Source organism: Rhodobacter maritimus (assembly GCF_058747975.1).
This window is the reverse complement of the sequence record NZ_JBZXDX010000002.1, coordinates 15,983-33,426: the sequence shown is the minus strand read 5'-3', so window position 1 is coordinate 33,426 and position 17,444 is coordinate 15,983. Positions and strand designations below refer to the sequence as shown.

The window sequence follows — 17,444 nt, the reverse complement described above, 5'->3', positions numbered from 1 at the left end:
CGCCCGAAACGTGGTCAATCAAAAAACACCGTATAACAGAGCTGTGAAAATTGGAAGTTACCGAAAGAGACATGCGCTATCCGGCTGGCCGAGACCGCCATACGGATGAGAGCATATAGCCCAATGCAACCGTGACGGGCTGACGGAAGCACGATTGAACCGCAAGCGCACAGCTCCCCGCGAACAGCCCCATGCTTTCGCCCTCAATGGTTGCACCATCCAGATCGACAAATCCACCGAAACTGACACCGAACATCGATGCAGGGTCAGCGATGATTCGAGGTTCGGGGAACGAGGGGAAATCGACGGGTGCAACCGTCTCGTAGAACAGCTTAGCCAGCACAACGAAGATCGGTGCGAACGTCCGTGGGTCACTCCACAGCGGATTGATCACAGCTTCGTCGTCGCCGTGAACGAGGGCTGGCATCTGGGGCAAAAGATGGTCCAGCACATAGTCACTCGTCAGCTCGTCGATGACGAGAGGTAACGCGAGCAACACGGCCGCGATCTCGCCGTCTCCAGCCTCGGAGAGGACGGCAAAGAGGGTTTCATCGACGACAGCCTCGAAAATTTCTACCGGACTGACCATCGATTTCCCGTCATGAGCTTGAGGACTTTCATCTGGATGTATTCGAAGGGCGAGAGGTTGAAGCGCATCTTGAGCATCGCAACAAGGACGATGTAAGCGATCCACGCGAAGATCGCCCATTTCGACAGAAGCGATGCGAAAACCAGCGGGATGCCGAGAAGCACCGAAGAGTGCAGCCCCAGCACGTTGGCTGGAACCCCGGTCCAGCGCCACTCAACATCGACAATGTAGTCCTGACGATCAAATTCTTCGCTCATCCCCAACGCCTCCCAGCTGGCCCGACATCGATATGGGTGAAGTTCCGATAGCGGCCTAGCCCCGGCACATTATACGAGCTTGCCACCTGATGAACATCCGAGGGGCGCACCCCCTCTATATTGAAGTCGCAGGCTTTGCCGTGAATGTGCTGCGAATTGGGCGCTGCCCCTTCGATGGTCGCATTGCGCCGGGGAGTGCGATAACCCGAGTTCATGACGATCTGGCGCGGCTCCCGCGACAACAAGGAGAGATGGGTCTGGATGTTCGCCAGATAAGTGAACAACCTCGGATCGATATAGACGGCGTTGTCGGCATCGCGCCAATCGCGCCAAAGCCACGACAACATGCGCACAGCAGAGGTGTCATATGAGGCCCCGTTCCAGTGAACGACCTTCAACTGCTCGCCGTGGGTGTTCCGGATCCAGAGGCGGTCGAAGCCGATATGGGGCCAAGGTGTCGGCCCTCCAGCATTCGCAACGCCGGGAATGATGAGGCTGCTCGCGGTTCCGGCAATGAATTGCCGCCTGTTCATTTTACTCATGCTCCACTCCGAACTTGCGATAGAGAAGTTGCACCTGCCGCTCGGTGAAATGACCTTCGGCGTGAGCGATATCGATCGACGTGCGCATGGTCCGGCCGTTGGCCGGGTTCGCGATCAGTTCCCGCAAAATGGGCAGGTGGTTGGACACACCAGCAAGGATAAGGCGCTCCTTGTCGGTGTTAGTGAGGTAGATCCAGTCGCGAAGACACACGAGTTTGCCCGTGATCTCCGACCGGATCAGCGCCTGAGACATCATGAGCCGTGAGGCTTGAACGATGTTGGCATACATCATTTCCTGCTTGTCCAGCGGGAACGGCTGAACAAGACGCGAGAACACCTCCATGCAGCTGTTGCCGTGTGTCGTCCCGAAGACAGGGTGGCCGGTGAGGCTGGCTTGGATGGCTGCGCCAATCGTGTCGGCGTCCCGCAACTCTCCGACGACGATCAGGCTCGGCTTTCGGCGCATCGCGTTGCGAACACCATCCGCGAATGTCCGCAGGTGGGTTCCGATCTCGACCTGCGATACAAACGAATGTGACGACTTGATGTCGCCAAGCAGAAACTCAACGGGGGCTTCATAGGTGAGGATGCAACCCTTGATCGGGGTATCCCCCTCCAAGATCGCTCGCTCGCAAGCCGCAAAGGTGGTCGTTTTGCCAGAGCCTGTGCTTCCGGCAATGATGAAGGAACCCTGCTCGATAGCAAACCGCTCACGCAGTTCTTCCGGGAAGGTGATTTCGTCAAGCGAGGGCGGGCTCGACGGGATCGATCGCATGACCGAGTGAAATCCGTAGCTGCTCCCGGCGAAGTCTGCGGTCGCGTTGAGCCGGAAACGATACTGGAGCGGATCACCATGCTCATCGCGCCGTTTCGGGTCGTCAATGGTGAGCGCCTTGTCGAAATCCTCTCCACCCGAGAGCTTCGCAATGACGTTCTCGGAGCCGGTGAGTTTTTTCAGGATGCGCTCGACCTGTGAATTGTTCAGCCGGTAGGGCGTGATCGAGTGCCATAGGCCCTGCTTGAGAACGAGAACAGGATCATTGGTTTTGATCGAAATATCGGACACGCCATCGGCGGCGACCGTCGCGAGCATCGGTATGATGGCCTCCGCATCCGAAAGATGCGGAAGACCTTCATAGGAGAGAGGCTGACCAATCCACATGGCTGATTACTGCCGAACGCGGAAACGCGGCGACACTTGAAGGCGGATCGTGGTTTCACCACGATATGCGCGGGTGCCGTTGTCGCTGACAGACCATTGGCGGGCAACTCGATCGACATTCGGAAGCGAAACGATGCCCTGCCGCGCCAGCTGGTGATATCGGCGCATACCGCCATAGTCACGATTGAGGATATTCCATCCCGTCACGAACCCGCGCCGCGCCTCAACGATACCTGCATACCAGCCGGTTTTCGCGCCCTCGCGCCAAGTGTCCTTCTCCTCCTGCGTTTCAACAGAAAGACCGCGAGGCGCAGCCGGGGGCTGAATGGGAAGGATCAGATATTCCTCCCAGCTCGGCGGTTCAAACGAGAGCCGGGCATCCTTGACGATCTCGAATGCGCCTTCGGTCAGGTAAAGGAGATCAGAGCCGGAATGCTCGCGAACATTGCGGATCTCGGTGATGACCGGAGGTATTACATAGCGCTCGATCATCAGCCCGCGAAAATTGAACCGGCTGTTGAGATGGTTGCGATAGCGCGACCGCACGATGCGATTGATCCGGTCTGCTTCATCAGCAAAACCCGCCCGGATACCGACGCCCCGCGCAGCGTTGTAGATCGCGCGAAGTTTGGGATCGCTGGGAACGAAAGACTGCGTTCGGCGATAGAAGTCGCTGTCGGGATTGAGGATGTCCCGGTAGGTGGCACGGCACCCCGATCCGCCCTGCACCTGACAATCGACCACGACTGTCGTGGCCTGCTCAACGTCCTGAACTTCGGCTGGCGTGAGAGGGGTTCCGGCCTGCGGCAATTGCTGCGCACCAACAGAGCTGGCGAGCGCGATCGCGGCAAGTGTCATGTAGAGAAGTTTCATAGCTCACCTATTTCGCTGTTGGAGGTTTGATGCGGATCCGCTTCTTCGAAGGTTCTTCACCTTCTCCAGAGCGTGTTGCCGCCGTTCGTTCGATTACCGGCTCCGCGCTACTCACGGATCGAGGACGGCTGGTCGGGTAGCGCTTTCGGAAGTCGTCGTAGTCGATGTTCTTGAAGCGGCTTTCGAAAGCCTCGCGGGACATCGCGCCCATCTCAGCCCACGCGACATAGAGCATTTCCCTGACCGCCCCCGCCGTCCGGCGTCCACGGGTGAACCGCCCGAGGAAGTGCGCGATCTCGGCATCTACCGGGTCTTCGCTCGACAGGTAGGTCTGCACCTTGGTGCTCGTGTTCCTGCTCATGATCACCCCTGCCCTTCCATCGACTGCTCGTAAGCAGTCCGGAATTTCATGATGCCCATCGCATTGGAGAACTGCGGGTCGGCGGGGGTGTGAACGATGCTCGATGGATACCGGCTGGCGATGTCGCGGAAGAGGGCGGCTCCTCCCCCACAAAAGATCATCACGCCGAACTGCCGATACCCGTCCAGCATAGGGGCGATCCGATCTCTGATTTTCCCACCAACCAGCGCCACAGCATCAGTGACGAGATCGGAGATGTCGTGTTTCACACCTGAAATCGTGATGGCCTTCTGGTCGAGAAGATCGAGCGCATCGAAAGAGAGGTCCGACACATCGAACTTTCGCTCGATCTCCCTCTCAAGCGCGACGGCAACATCCATAACGCCGATGCGCATCGTTTTGGACTTCTGGATATCCACGGTGAAGCTGGCGTCGGCGCTGTTCCATTCCGCAATGATAACGTCCGTTGTCTTGCCGCCGATATCGACGACAGCGAACGAGCTGTTGCCCGAGAAATACTTCTCCTGAAACTGCTCCAGCTCCTCACCCGAGGGTTCGTCGCTGAATGCCACATCGTAAATGGCATAGACCCCCTCGGGAAACACAAGCGCGTCTTCAATCTCGTAGAAGGGTTCTTCACCTTCGCCGGTCATGGCGTCCCGCCGAAAGCACTTCGCGGTCACATTCTCATTCTTCGCAGCAGTAAGGTCGTCGTTCGTGCCGCTGGGGGAGCTGGGCTTGAAGTAGTCCCGGACGGGTATCGTGGTGATGATGTCCACAGGCCCGGTGACGCCGGATCGGACAAGAGCGTGATGAACCAGAACCCGGTTCTGCTTACTGGTAGGAAATCCCTCGAAGCGATTATCAACGGTGATTGGATGTTCGCGCCCGTAAAGGGTGTAAATCTGGTTCGGACGAGGCTTCACCATCGCGTCCACGAAATACACATCCGCCCCATGAATTTCGCCACCGGCCACCTCGGCGACCCCCAGAACGGCTTTCGACGGAAACACGAATGCCTCCGCCTCGTCGCCCTGTCGCCAGACGACTTTGGTGGCCGTGTGGCCATCATCTATTACGACAAGAGTCCTCAAAACCCGGCTGCGGTCCCGTCACCGCTCTCGATCACGCGCTTGACGAATGCCTCGGTGCTTTCGTCAACCGTAACCGGCGCGGACGGCTGCATACAGCCTGCAAGAAGAGACAGCGACAGGGCCAGAAATGTGAGGCGGATCATGTGGTAACTCCCAGATTGCTATGCCCTACGGGTAATTCACTCAGGCGTGAACGTCAATCTAAAAACAAACGAAAAAAGCCTAAGTTATCAGGAGGAAAACCGCCACATGATCCATAATAGGTCACAATGACCTAACCCATTGAGTGCAAAGCAGTAAAAGCAGGGTTTTCCCGCGTATTGCATATTAGGTCAAAACGGATCATGATAGATCATATCACCGACTATCCCCCCGTTATCGTATGTTAGTGGCGATGATCAGCGAAGCGACCCGAGAGAACTATCTGAAAAACGCCCGATCCCTTGAACGGAGCTTCCGGCGCAGGGGCCTGCCCCGCGCCCCAGAAAGCTATGCCGACGAAATCGAGCGCCGCAGCTCGTCCCTTAGAGGCAGCAGTCTCAGGATGTATAAACGCTCAGCGATTTTTAGACTGGAGAGTATCGGCGATCACGATGGCGCGGCTCGTTTGAGGGCGCTTCTGGAAGAAAGCCAGATGGAAACCGGCAAGAAGCGCAGGCTCGTCCGTCGCGTCCCAGAGGATCTTGCACAGGCCCTTATCTACCAGCTTCATATCCGAAACACAGCGATCGCGCATCGAACCCGAGACCTCGTGATCGCGACGATGATAACAGGCCTGAGGCCGAGCGAGTGGAGCGCCGCCGAACTGCGGGGTGATCTGCTTGTGGTTCGCAACGCCAAATTTAAAGAGGGAGTGCGAGCGAATGGCGATACACGCGAACTGGAACTTCTCCCATCTGTTGAGCCCTCAGAACGTCAAGCGATAGAAAGCAGCATCGAGGCTTTCCATCGCTCCCCCTACACCAGCCAAAGACCGAATATCGCTGTTGCATTCAAGGAAGCTCTCAGCGCGGCAATCCGGCAGACAGGACAATCCAAGTGGTTCTACAGGCTGCGCCTTTATGATTTTCGACACCAGTTTTCTGCTGATGCCAAGGCCGAATGGGGCGTTGGCTCTGGGCATGTGGCTGCGGCGATGGGCCACTCCGTCGAGGATACGGCCGTTCAGCATTACGGCCGAGCCAAGTATGGCTCCGGGAAGGGCAAGGTTCGTCCGACAACCGCAAGTGTAGCGAAGGTCCGCCGCCTTTATGCCCCGAAAACAGAACCCAAGCGCCCTACCCCATCCCAACCGAAGAGCGGCCCGTCTTTGTAGGCTCCGATGGCCTTTATTCACTGATCACCCCAGCCTTCACCATTGCCTCGATGCAAAGGAGATATCCTGCCTTTCCAGTCTTTACCGAGAGCAACCTGAGTTCCTGATGTTGCTTGGGTGTAAGATAGATGTTCAGGCGCTTCGAGTTATCGATCAGCCGCTCACTGGAGCTGTCGCCACCCTTCACACCGCCCTTTCGAGGCGGCTTCGCGCCCCCCTGCCCTTTCGGACTTGGAAGTTCTGGCTTTCTGTCAGCCTGCGGGGCGACGTGAGCCTCCGCCTTCTCAGTCTCGCTGCGTTCCACCTCGGGCTTTGCCACGGACGATCCCTTGGGCTTGTCGGTCACGCCCAGAGACTTCAACACATCAACCGGCAACGTCTTCTTCACCATCGTCTTATCCCTTCAAGATACCTTCACATTCCCGAACGAACCGGGCCATGAATGTTGCCGCAGTCGAGGTTGGCCGTGACTTGAACACCACCGTGTTTTCGAACGACGCATCGCGGATAGCCGTGTAGGTCGGGATACTGCACTCCATCATCTCGATTCCGGCACCTTGAAGCGCCGCGCGGACGATTGCGAATGCGTTGGTTTGGGTGTTTGCGTTGTTGATCACCGCCCTAACAACCAAGGGCTTCTGTATCACGCCATCATCCAGCATACGCTTTGAAACAAGTTCGAGCTTTTGATAGGAATCAAGGGCTTGCTGCAAATCCTTCATATCCGGCGTGATCGGGATCAGAACCAGATCGGAGACACTAGCGGCCACGAAGGAAGCCATAGACATATATCCGCCGCAGTCTACGATCACAGCGTCACGCTTATGCGAGGCGTCGTCGATCACTTCACGGATCGCCTCCTCATCGCCCTCCTCAGTTCCGGTTGCCTCAAAGTGATAGCAGCTGATGTTCGGAAAGTTTTCGGGGCCACGGGCCACCGTGTCCTTGAGCATTGCCCTCTCGTCAGCATCAACGAAGGCCACACTTCCCTTTTGACTGAGCATCCAACCCAAATGGAGCGCGATCGTGGTCTTCCCGACACCTCCCTTGGGGGTAAAAATGGTCACAACTTTCGTCATTCCTGCCTCTCTTGGGTGCCATCACCCTATCGTGCGATAGTGCTATCGCAATATGTCTTTATCGCCGCATAGTGCCATAACGCTATCGCTGGATAGCAATATCCCGCCATCGCCCTATCACGTTATCACCCTATAGCACTATCGCCACTTACTCGCAAGCCCTATAACGCGATAGCACTATCGCGCGATACAAGTATCGCACGATAGCACTACGCTGGCCAACCCTGCGTCCCGGCTCACACTATAGCAGTATGGTGTTATCGCGCTATCGCACGAAAACACCATACCACTATCGCACTCGCCTCATTGAGAGCGCCATAGTGCCATCGCACTAAAGCACTGCCAGACGGGGATAATCGCGGCACGCTCTATTAAAAAACATTTTGACTTTTTGTAGATTTTCCGCGAAGCCTGAGTCTGTCGGGTAGTCAACCATCAACCTTGTGTAGAAAATTCATCGGCCACTCGACCCATGAAAGGAGTTGAGAATGGCTTTTGTGAAACCCGAAACAAGTGGTCGCCGGAACCTGGGCGATGTCATCCTTCAAGTTGAAAGCATTGATGTCGAAGCCCGCGCAGTGACCGGCTTCGACATGCGAAACGGTGAAGAACTCACCATCTCGCTCGCGCAACCCGATGAAATCGCCAAATATTTCTCGGGGCGGAACGACAGCCGACCCTATGAAGAGCGCGTTGAGGCCGCGAAAACGCGCGTTCAGCGCCGTCCCGACATTCTTGTCGGCGGCAAGGTCGAAGAAGGCTCCGTTGTTCGCTTCGAGAACACGCGTAGCTATCAGGTGGACGGAGGCGTCAAAAATGTGTCGATCTGGCCGGAAGCACTTGCGCGTGATCCGGATCGGGAAGCCGTTATCGTCGCGTCAGCCGAAGCGAACATCCGCAATGACGGCAAACCCTTCCTGAAACTCTACGACGATGCAAATCCGCAGCGCCTGTCGGAAGTGGACTTCGACGCCGCTTTCAACGGCGACTTCAAAGGCCGTCCGATGGCCACCTCCGGTGTCGTCGTCACCGTGCGGGATGAAAACAATTCGACGATCACGTCGTCGCTCTATACTGATTTCCGATCCTATGCCGACCCTTCGATTGACAGCGCCCTAAACGCGGGGAGCGGCATCGACAAATACGAAGTGATGGCTGCTGCGGTCGTTGCCGCCGCCACCGGCCGCGACTTCGACGATCTCAAGCTGTCCTCGCGGTTGCACGAGAACGATATCCAGAATGCTCGAAGCGTTTTCGACGACATTACGGCAGGGACGGGAAAATACGAGATCATGGTGGTCCCGGCTGCGACTGCGCAGTTCATCCCGACACACGCCGAACCGAATTTTCTCAAAGATTATCACGGAACCCATGATGGCAAGCCCGATCCGAAAGTGACGCCCAATCCGGGGGTGAGCTACAACGGCAAGGGCGTGACGCCCAGCGTCGTCAGCGTTTCGATCCACCCGTCCGACCCGGACGCGCCGGTCTCCGTGATGAAAATTCAGCCGGTGAATGCTTACGAGTTCACGAACCAGCCGGATCGCAAGATCTACATGGCGATGGAGGAGGTCATGGCGGAGCGCTTTGGTGCTTCGCATGGAGGTGGCGAGCCTCCGCAGCAACAGCGTGAACGCAATCTTGCTGCCGATCCGTCGCCGATGGGCTGATCTCCAAAATTGCTGATTACCGGGGGGCCTTCGGGCCTCCCGCTTCATATCCTCTGAGTGTGAAATTCCATGCAATATTTCCTTCCTCGTTCGCCAGATCACATCGCCTCGGCCATCTTTGATCGGAGGCAGGTCGATGGCGGTCGCGGCAACGTCCTCGCGGTGTGGTCGTCCGACACCGAGGGGAGGTTGCGGACCCGGCTTCGTCACGAGCTGATGAAAGCTCGGCAAGATGTTGCTGAAATCCCGGCCCCAAACGGGGGAGTGGTGACGATCCTGCCAGAGCGCTTCGCTTCCGAAAAACTCTGGGATGGGATCACAACAAAGCCTCTCATCAAGGATGGCCAGACATTTCTCGACACGGACAGTGGGCGCTTAAAGAGGGCAGGGGAGGCGTTTCTAAATCAGAGCGGGTTCACTGAAAAGGATCCGCAGGTGATAGGTCGAAATCGCTTCGGTTTCATGGTGACAGACCGAACCTTTGGGCGCACAGCCGAGCGGGCAGGGCGCAACTTTCAGGTTTTCGCCGAATGGGGCTTTACGGATGGCGCTCGTAATCTCGATCGGGCTCCCGATATGTTCTACAGGGCTCTCGATCAGGGGAGCCTTCTGAATAACGCCCGCTCCATCCTTAGCCGAATGGACCAAGGCGAGAGCTTTTCCGAGAGCAAGATCAAGCAACTGGCAGAAACCTTGTCATCGCCGGGGTATGCGGTAACAAGTCATGGGCTTGTCGAGGCACTGGAAGCGCAAGTTTCGCGCAGCATCGTTTCTGGGGAATTGAACACCCGCCAATCCATCGAAGAGGTGATGCTGGCGTTCCCGCGCGGCCGAGAGCGAAGCGCCAATACGATTGCCTTGCAGCAATACTCTACGCCGTTTCCCTTTGGCGATGCCGCATCAAATATCTTCGGCTCCTTCGAAGGCCGCTCCGTGTTGGATCCGACCGTTGGCAATGGAGCGCTGGTTGCCTCAATGGCCGCTGCTGGTGCGGAGGTGACGGGAATTGAACTCGATCACGGAAGGATGCTTCGTGCATCCTTTGCGCTGGGCGAGACTGCAACGATCCTCCACGGTAGCTTCGACGATCAGAAGGGAAGTCTACCGCAATTTGATACCGTCTTCGTCAACCCACCCTTCGGTCAACTGGACAAGAAGATCGAGATCCCCGATCGCGGTCATGTCTTTCCGACAAAGGCTCTTCACTATCAGATCGCGGTGGAGGCACTTCAAAAGCTCAAGGTCGGCGGTGATGCGTTCATCGTCCTTCCCGCTGATATCTATAACCCGGAAGAGGCCGGTAAAGCGTCCGAACGCTTCGGAAACTGGCTCCGCCTTGGTTTCGAAGACGTGCAGGAGGCTGTCTGTGATGCGCGTCTGTATCGTGGCATGGGAGCTGATGTGCCTGTGCAGATCTACGCCGCGCGGGGCTTTCGTGAACAGTTAAAGCCATTCGGCGAACTGGCCACGATTCGAGCTGGCAGCGTGGCGCGAATGATCAATTCGTTCGACGAACTCTACGATTGGAGCCATGCGGTAAGCGATAGATTTCTCGCGGTGCCTCAAGCAGAACGCGCCGAGCCAGAGGATCCCCAATCGGCTCCCGAACGGGATTCCGAGGCTCCAGAAGAACGGGGCGTCGGGGCCAGTGGGGCAAAGCGCCCTCAACCACCATCAACGCCTGCCGATCCGGAAAAGGGGAATGCCGCACCTTCTGAACCGACAGTGCCAGCGGAAGAAGAGCCGGAAGCCTTCGAGGGCGTCGGTGATGCGGGCATTCGTTCCAGCGGACGGCGCATTGGTGACGATCGGGTTCCCCTCTGGCTAACTGAGGGAACAATCTCGGACGACACGCAAAGATACCAGCCGTTTTCCACGGTAGGAACGTCAAACACTGTGATCCCGAAGAGCCTCAGCGGCGCAACATATGACGCGCTGCGCCAGCTCGAAGAAAGCCTCGGTGAGACTGCTGACGGTTCGAAGATGACGATCGATGATTATGTCGCGGGCCTGCTAGGTATGACGGTTGAGGAGCTGGAAAGCTCGCAGATCCTCTCGCCCGAACAGATCGATGGCGTTGCGCTCCTTCATGACGCAGCCGTGAAGGGCAGGGGGGCGCTCCTTGGCGACCTTATGGGCGTTGGGAAAGGCCGCTCGCTCGCAACTCTTGCCGAGATCCAGCTCCGCTCTGGCGGTCCCGTCTTGTTTACCACGATCACTCCGTCGCTTTTCACCGACTTCGTGATGCGCGATCTACAGGACGTATCCCGAAAATCTTCTGAGGAACGGCTCAACTCTGGTGAGATCAGGCCGCATCTCATCAACAGCGGTGCCGTCCTACAGGATCATCGCTCCGGCAAGACGATCTATAAGCAGCCAGCCAACAAGAAGAACGAAAGCGGCGAGTATGAGATCGACCCCACCGCCAATCTGGTGGCAACGTCCTATTCTCAGTTTCAGACACGCGACGGTTCAACGCGCCTAAAAGCCGTGAAGGAGTGGATCGACTTCCATGTTGCGAACGGCCACAAGCCGCTCGTGTTGCTGGATGAATCCCACAATGCCGCATCTCCTACCTCGAATACCGGGGCAGTCTTCCAAGAGCTGACGCGATATGCGGAAGAGGTTGGCGGTGCGGTCATTCGCTCGTCTGCGACCGGGATCAAGACTGGCGAGCATATCGAGCTTTACTACAGCTGTCTGCCAGACACCGGCCTTGGGAAGCTCGAACTCCTCGATGTCATGGCGAACAGCGCTGACCTGTCTTTGCAGGAAGCCTTGGCGCACGAGATGGCGGCAAATGGCTCCATGATCGTGCGACAGCTCTCCAGTGCGGGTATTGGGCGTGAGCTGCCAAGGCTGGTTGACTTTGATCGCGAGAAAATCGTCGCCATCCGTGGCAAGGTTGACCAAGCGACCGAGATCTTACGCGACATCATCGAGCAAATGCCGGTGATCACGCAGGTCGCGGCTGGGATCGCGAAAGATTCTCTGGGAGGTGACGTATCTGCTCGCGCTGGCAAGGAGAAGCTGAGGCTCGACACAAACTCTCCGGTATCAAACCTCCATCATTTCAGCGGTTATCTCACCCTTGGGGTGAAGGGACAGTTCTTGGACGATCTCATCACCGACAGCATTGCTCGTGGCGAAAAGCCTGTTGTCGTGGTCGAGCATGTCGGAACTTCCGTTCTGGACTGGAAGCTGGCCCAGCCGGGGGCGGTAAAGACTGACTCGGAAGGCGATTATCTGGCTGAGCCGCCGCATCTGGGCGACGTGCTGAAGCGGTATGTGGATCGCGCTTTGGAAGTGAAAGCCACGAACGCGCTGGGCGCTGGCATGGCCATCGATCTGAAGGAGGTCTTCGAGGGCTGGCGCGACACAATGTTCGAGCAGATCGATAGCGCGGATTTCAGCCGGTTTCGTATCGATGGGGCAGACCTCGTGAAAGCTGCCTGCGACAAGCTCGAACTGAACTGCGGAGAGATCACCGGACGGACAAAGGCAACCGGGAAGCGCGGCGTTACCGGCGAGGTGAACGGTCGATATTACCTCTACGAGATCGAGGGTAGTGCTGACTCCGCGGTCAACCAAGAAACCGCCAGACGCTTCAACAACGGTGATATCGACGCGCTTGTGATCAACCGAAGCGCATCCACCGGGATCTCACTCCATGCATCTCCCGCAAATGGCGATGACTGCCGCAGGCGAGGCATGATTAAGCTCGAAATTCAGGCAGACATCGTGCAGGAGCGTCAAATCGATGGCCGCGTCGATCGCACCGGCCAGATTGAGCCCCCGCGCTATGTCACGCCGTTGACAGGGCTCGCCTCAGATGACCGGCTCGCAAGCCTGTTCAACCGCAAAAATCGGTCTTTGTCGGCTTCGACAAACGCCACTCGCGAGAACGACAAGACGATCGATGAGGTCGTTGATCTTCTGAATGAGGTCGGACAGCGGGTGGTTGTCGATTACCTCAAGAAGAACCCCTTCTTGGCGCAGACGCTTGACATCGATGTTTCGGAAAGCGCCTCGGCCGGGGCGGTGACACGCAAACTCATGGGACGGTTGATCTGTCTGCCACTGGATGAGCAGCAATCCGTGCTGGGTGAGATCGATGTCGATTACCGGATGCGCCTCGAATACCTCGATGCTCGTGGGCTGAACCCGCTCAAGAACAACAAATACGACTGGCGCGGCAAGATCATCAGCGATGAGGTGATCCTTCATGAAAACCGGGTGGATGGTATCGCCAGTCAGCCCGTTAAGCTCGCGGTCATCGAAGCGCCCACGGTGGTCGAGCCACTTTCCTTTGACGCGGTGATGAAGGAGGCGGGCCGGGGCATTGCGTCGAGGATGAACCTTTCGGCTGGCACACAGCCTGCTGAGCGACTTCGGAAGGCTTTCAAGGGTGATCCCCAGAGCTATGCCTATGCTGACCCTGATCTGGTCTCTCAGGCGTTTCAGAAGGCAATAAAGCGGCTCGACAAGAGCCTTTTTGAAGGCGGCGCAGGTCTCGACGTTGTTCGTCGCACGGAAGAGCTGCAAGCCTTCCTCGATCACGACAGAACACCGTATGAAAAACTCAAGGACGATCCGAAGAAGCTGGCCTTCTACGAGTTGCTTGAGAACGCGGAGGCACTTCGACAGTTCGCGAAAGTGGTCAACATCGGCGGAGCTGTAGGGATCAATGTCGATCTTGTCCCGGAGCTGCGCGATACACGGCTCGCGAAGACGCTCAGTTCTGCTGGCGCTCCCGCTGTCGTTCCTGCGGTCGTGACCGATTGCTACAGCTCGACGGCCTATCCTCTCGATCCGGATTATTGGTCGATCACGGTGGCCGTCCTTGGTGAGAGCGAGAAGAAGACGCTGCCGCTGGGGAACATCCTTCGTTCGGTGCGCGAAGATCCTGACAATGAGTCGCGCTGGGCGCGTCGGATGCCATTCTACGACTTCGACAATTGGGTAGGCATCATGAATTCCAACTCCCATGTGACGGACACTCTGACAGGCTGGTTGATTGATGATGGGAAGGGCGGGGGCCTCTTCGATGGATATGCCAAAGCTCAACGCGAGATGCGCGAGCAGGGCATAGCCATCGAGAAGAATGCTCCACTGTCGCAGCGTGACGATCAGAAAGAGCTGCTGCGCAACCTGTTTGGTCGCACCGTCGCCGGAAAGGTCATGGAACAGAAACACGTCATGATGGGGAATATGTTCCGGGCCATCGTCCTCGCCCAAGAGGGCGACCGTAAGGCCGCTGGACAGAAGATCATGTTCTCGACCGATGACGGCATGTGGCACCACGGTATCGAGATCGAGGGCGGCGCGAAGAACGCTCAGGTCGAGAAGATCCGCGACAAGGGACGGATCGCCGCGATCAGCTCGCCGAATGTCGCATCGGCTGAGAGCATTTCCGCTCTGACAAAGCTGGTGCTGGGCAAGCACAGCTATTCAGCCCGGACAAACTTTGGATCGACGGATCGCGAGCTTGTCGATGCTCTCTATGGCGCTGTGGGAGGGAAGCCGCTCAGCGATCACATTGCCGAGCATGGCTTCCAGCCGTTCTCGGAGGGATTGAAGCCGGTCAGTGCCGTCTTCGTTGGTCCAGACATCTTCTCGACGGCTTTGCTCCAGCCGATGCGCAAGGATCAGAAGACCTACGCGGGGCTGAACCGCCATGCAGGCATCGAGACAGCGGTCGTCACATCGGCATCGACGCAAGGCAACCTGTTCCACGGCTACTCAACCAGCACTGATGGGGTGAAGAGCGCCATTGCCAGCGTCCAGCGCGATTTCAAGAAGGGTGAGCTGTATTACTTCACGGCCGGGTCATCGAGCTGTCTGGTCGTAAACCCCAAGAACCCCTTCATGCAGGATCAGTTTCCGGACCTGCTTGAGCTTGCGTCGAACAAACACCTTCGGATCAACGGACAGGAATATACGCTCCGGGGCGGGATGGTGACGATCGGCTTGGACTGGAGCTATCCGACAGACGCGACTCACCAGCTTCATGAGCGCATCTGTGAGGCTGTCGCAGCCTATGGGCGCGCCAGCGACCAGCTGCCGCTCCTAAGCGGCGCGTTCCGGGATCTGGCGGAAAATCTCGATCGGTTCAGTCTTGGCCTGCAACGAGAGGTAGCGCTTTCGGTTAATGTTTCCAGTGACTTCACTGTGGATAACTCGCGGGGACGCTCCCACCAGAACAAGCAAAATCGGGAATTTTCTCTATGAGACAAGGGCTTGTAATTAGATCGATTCCGTTGACAGCAAGCCTGTATCTTGCGCATAAGGCTTTAGGCTCCCCCATAAATAGGGGTAGTCTGACCAATAAGAATCAAAACAACAGGAGGGCGAGCAGACACCCCCAGAAAAGTTAAAACCCGCGAAGCGCGGAGGCTACACGGGCTAACTGAAAAGGTTCCGTGGTTGCATCATAGCTGGTGGAACAGCGTAGCAATCACCCAAAGCTGACTCCTTTTTAGGTTCTCCCGACAACGCAAGCAAGCAAAAACCGCCCTTGGGCGACCGGATTTTTGTTGCCTGATCGTAGGCCGCGCCTCGCTTCAACCAGCGAGAGTGAACCATGAACTATGCAATCGACCATGAGAGGTTTGACCCTTTCAACTTCAACAGATACGTCGCGGAGATCGTGACGGAACTGCCCTCGGGCCTTGTCAAAGTGCTGGCCTTCTTGAGCGGTCACATCAGCTACAGCTCGGACCATGAAATGTTCCCGAAGGGGATGGTGAGCGGCTTGTCAGCTCCGAAGATCGCCGAGCGGATCGGCATGGGGCTTTCCACCGTCAGAAGTCATCTGGCCGACGCCAAGCGCCGCAACATCATCGCAACCCTGACACTGGAGGACCGGCACGGTCGAACGGTCGGGGTTCGTTACTTCTTCCCCGGCTTCTCGGACTGGCTTCATGATGGCGGCTTCATGTCGCGCCGTGGCGACGAGCCGCCCCTCCAAGAAGCTGGCGAGGGGGGGGCCAAGATTTCGGACCCTAATAAGATAACAGATTCTTCAAATAAAATTATTCACGATGGAAAACTGAATTTGGAATTTGAAGGGTCGATCACCTACACCGAGGTGGCCGATGCGATCAGAGAAGCGAAGCCGCTGGTGAATGGGCAAGCAGCGGATCCGAACAAGGTCTGGTCGGATTTCTGCTCGTTCAACAAGAAAAAGGGTAAGCGCTGGTTGCCGCTCAAGTGGTTGATCGGGTTCTGCCGCGTCTATGGGCGGAAGAAGTTCACCTCGAACACTCAGCCGCAACCTCAAACCCAAACGAACATGGCTGATCAAGCGAACGAAGTGCCTGCTTTGGAGCAGCCTGAGTTCTCAGGAGAAACCCCATTCGACCTTGCATCGAAGCAGATCTACGACAGCAAGGGGGCGGCTGTCTGGTCGAACTGGATCAAGCCTTTGAAGGCCCGCAGGGACGGAGACGGCTGGATCATCGAGGCCCCGAGTGCCTTCCACAGCAGCTATGTTCGCGGTCAGTTCGAGGCGATTTTCGACAGATGTTTCGGCCGTCAGTCTGTCCATTTTGCGTAGGGGGCAGTCATGGCAAAGAAGATACAGCCCGCAGCGTCGTCGGTGCTTACGCCAGAACAAGCGGCCATCCTTGAAAACAACGCCCTGATTCACGCTCTGATAGACCGGATCGGCGTTCTTGAAGTGCAGCTCGGGATCACCGTGGAACCGCTCTCAGCCCGAGAATTGGCCGCGAGATCATCAAAGCGTCAGCAGTGCTTCAGGTCGATACGCGCCAAGGGCAACATGCCGTTGACGAGATTTATCTAAAAACATATGGTAATGCTGAAAATGCGGGGATACCGGCGTGAGCAATGTTAAGGGATATTTGGATGCGCGTAACCGCCAGAAGCAGAGCGGTGACGCAACGGCTGTCGAAGGCGAAGACAGCGAGACATCCGGTGTCATGGCCGCGCTGCAACTCGTCGGCATGAAAGCCGGTGCTTTCAGTCCGACAGAATCTCAGCTGGCAGAAACATGGGTGATGCTTGGGCTCATCAGCGTTGCCCCCATAGTGGAAGAGGTGTTCGAATGATGAAACTTGGCGTTGTCGCAGCGGTGTTTATCGGGAGCGCATCCGCTGCCTTTGCGCAGGACTGCATCATCCAAGATGCGGCCCAAGCGGCTCTCGATCGGCAGATCAAGGCGATCGAGGCGGCGCAGACGGACGTGTCGTCGTTCTTCACCGGGCCGAACTCGTGTATCAACGGGAACCTGCTCAATATGATCGACTTTTCGAATGCCATCCCAGATTTGGCAGGTCTCATCGGAAACCTGCAAACCGTCGCTGTCGATCAGTTGCTCCAGCAGGGTCTTCAAAAGGCTTGTGATGTCATCAACGAACAGATTGAGGGCGTGACCGGCGATCTCAACTCGTCGATGTCGAGCTGGCAGTCTGCGCTGCCTACCGAAGTTTCTCAAATCATTTCGGATGGTCAAATTGCGATTCCCAACTAAGCACATCC

17 protein-coding genes are annotated in these 17,444 nt (G+C 57.0%); 7 read left to right on the top strand and 10 right to left on the bottom strand.

The genetic code is table 11. The features are described from left to right. Positions 1-76: 76 nt before the first annotated feature. The 8 genes from AC4PTO_RS17650 to AC4PTO_RS17615 all read right to left on the bottom strand — a co-directional run bounded on the left by AC4PTO_RS17650 (position 77) and on the right by AC4PTO_RS17615 (position 5,021). Positions 77-589: a hypothetical protein gene (locus AC4PTO_RS17650; RefSeq protein WP_492733820.1), complete on the bottom strand. Its 513-nt coding sequence runs from the start codon at positions 587-589 to the stop codon at positions 77-79. Continuing rightward, a complete protein-coding gene (locus tag AC4PTO_RS17645) occupies positions 574-846 on the bottom strand; it encodes a hypothetical protein (RefSeq protein WP_492733818.1) in 273 nt (90 codons plus the stop codon). The genes AC4PTO_RS17650 and AC4PTO_RS17645 overlap by 16 nt, the downstream gene beginning before the upstream one ends. Further along, a complete protein-coding gene (locus tag AC4PTO_RS17640) occupies positions 843-1,388 on the bottom strand; it encodes a YcbK family protein (RefSeq protein WP_492733817.1) in 546 nt (181 codons plus the stop codon). The genes AC4PTO_RS17645 and AC4PTO_RS17640 overlap by 4 nt, the downstream gene beginning before the upstream one ends. Continuing rightward, positions 1,381-2,481, bottom strand: coding sequence for an ATPase, T2SS/T4P/T4SS family (locus AC4PTO_RS17635; protein WP_492733815.1), 1,101 nt, complete (start codon positions 2,479-2,481; stop codon positions 1,381-1,383). The genes AC4PTO_RS17640 and AC4PTO_RS17635 overlap by 8 nt, the downstream gene beginning before the upstream one ends. Positions 2,482-2,556: 75 nt before the next feature. Further along, positions 2,557-3,423: a type IV secretory system conjugative DNA transfer family protein gene (locus tag AC4PTO_RS17630; RefSeq protein ID WP_492733813.1), complete on the bottom strand. Its 867-nt coding sequence runs from the start codon at positions 3,421-3,423 to the stop codon at positions 2,557-2,559. Between the two features lie 7 nt (positions 3,424-3,430). Further along, entirely contained in the window at positions 3,431-3,784 is a 354-nt protein-coding gene (locus tag AC4PTO_RS17625) for a hypothetical protein (protein WP_492733811.1), read from the bottom strand. Between the two features lie 2 nt (positions 3,785-3,786). Then, positions 3,787-4,878 carry a plasmid segregation protein ParM domain-containing protein gene (gene parM, locus AC4PTO_RS17620; RefSeq protein ID WP_492733809.1) on the bottom strand — a complete coding sequence of 364 codons (1,092 nt, stop codon included), beginning with the start codon at positions 4,876-4,878 and terminating at the stop codon, positions 3,787-3,789. Further along, a complete protein-coding gene (locus AC4PTO_RS17615) occupies positions 4,875-5,021 on the bottom strand; it encodes a hypothetical protein (protein WP_492733807.1) in 147 nt (48 codons plus the stop codon). Before AC4PTO_RS17615 ends, parM begins: the two co-directional genes overlap by 4 nt. 401 nt (positions 5,022-5,422) lie before the next feature. On the opposite strand from AC4PTO_RS17615, the gene AC4PTO_RS17610 reads away from it, so the two are divergent. Next, positions 5,423-6,193, top strand: coding sequence for a hypothetical protein (locus AC4PTO_RS17610; RefSeq protein ID WP_492733805.1), 771 nt, complete (start codon positions 5,423-5,425; stop codon positions 6,191-6,193). 13 nt (positions 6,194-6,206) lie between these two features. On the opposite strand, the gene AC4PTO_RS17605 is transcribed toward AC4PTO_RS17610, so the two are convergent. Further along, a complete protein-coding gene (locus AC4PTO_RS17605) occupies positions 6,207-6,584 on the bottom strand; it encodes a hypothetical protein (RefSeq protein WP_492733803.1) in 378 nt (125 codons plus the stop codon). A gap of 4 nt (positions 6,585-6,588) precedes the next feature. Beyond that, on the bottom strand, positions 6,589-7,272 hold the full coding sequence (locus AC4PTO_RS17600) for a ParA family protein (RefSeq protein ID WP_492733801.1): 684 nt from the start codon (positions 7,270-7,272) through the stop codon (positions 6,589-6,591). Between the two features lie 488 nt (positions 7,273-7,760). Between AC4PTO_RS17600 and AC4PTO_RS17595 the strand changes: the two genes are divergently transcribed. From AC4PTO_RS17595 to AC4PTO_RS17570, 6 genes are all read left to right on the top strand, one after another. Further along, positions 7,761-8,942 (top strand): hypothetical protein, encoded by a 1,182-nt coding sequence (locus tag AC4PTO_RS17595; RefSeq protein ID WP_492733799.1) that lies wholly within the window; start codon positions 7,761-7,763, stop codon positions 8,940-8,942. A gap of 69 nt (positions 8,943-9,011) precedes the next feature. After that, entirely contained in the window at positions 9,012-15,173 is a 6,162-nt protein-coding gene (locus AC4PTO_RS17590) for a strawberry notch C-terminal domain-containing protein (protein WP_492733797.1), read from the top strand. Between the two features lie 352 nt (positions 15,174-15,525). After that, positions 15,526-16,500, top strand: coding sequence for a hypothetical protein (locus AC4PTO_RS17585; RefSeq protein ID WP_492733795.1), 975 nt, complete (start codon positions 15,526-15,528; stop codon positions 16,498-16,500). Between the two features lie 9 nt (positions 16,501-16,509). Continuing rightward, positions 16,510-16,749, top strand: a complete 240-nt coding sequence (locus tag AC4PTO_RS17580; RefSeq protein WP_492733793.1) for a hypothetical protein — start codon at positions 16,510-16,512, stop codon at positions 16,747-16,749. A gap of 37 nt (positions 16,750-16,786) precedes the next feature. Next, a complete protein-coding gene (locus AC4PTO_RS17575; RefSeq protein WP_492733791.1) occupies positions 16,787-17,014 on the top strand; it encodes a hypothetical protein in 228 nt (75 codons plus the stop codon). Beyond that, positions 17,011-17,436: a hypothetical protein gene (locus AC4PTO_RS17570; RefSeq protein ID WP_492733789.1), complete on the top strand. Its 426-nt coding sequence runs from the start codon at positions 17,011-17,013 to the stop codon at positions 17,434-17,436. Before AC4PTO_RS17575 ends, AC4PTO_RS17570 begins: the two co-directional genes overlap by 4 nt. Positions 17,437-17,444 lie beyond the last annotated feature (8 nt).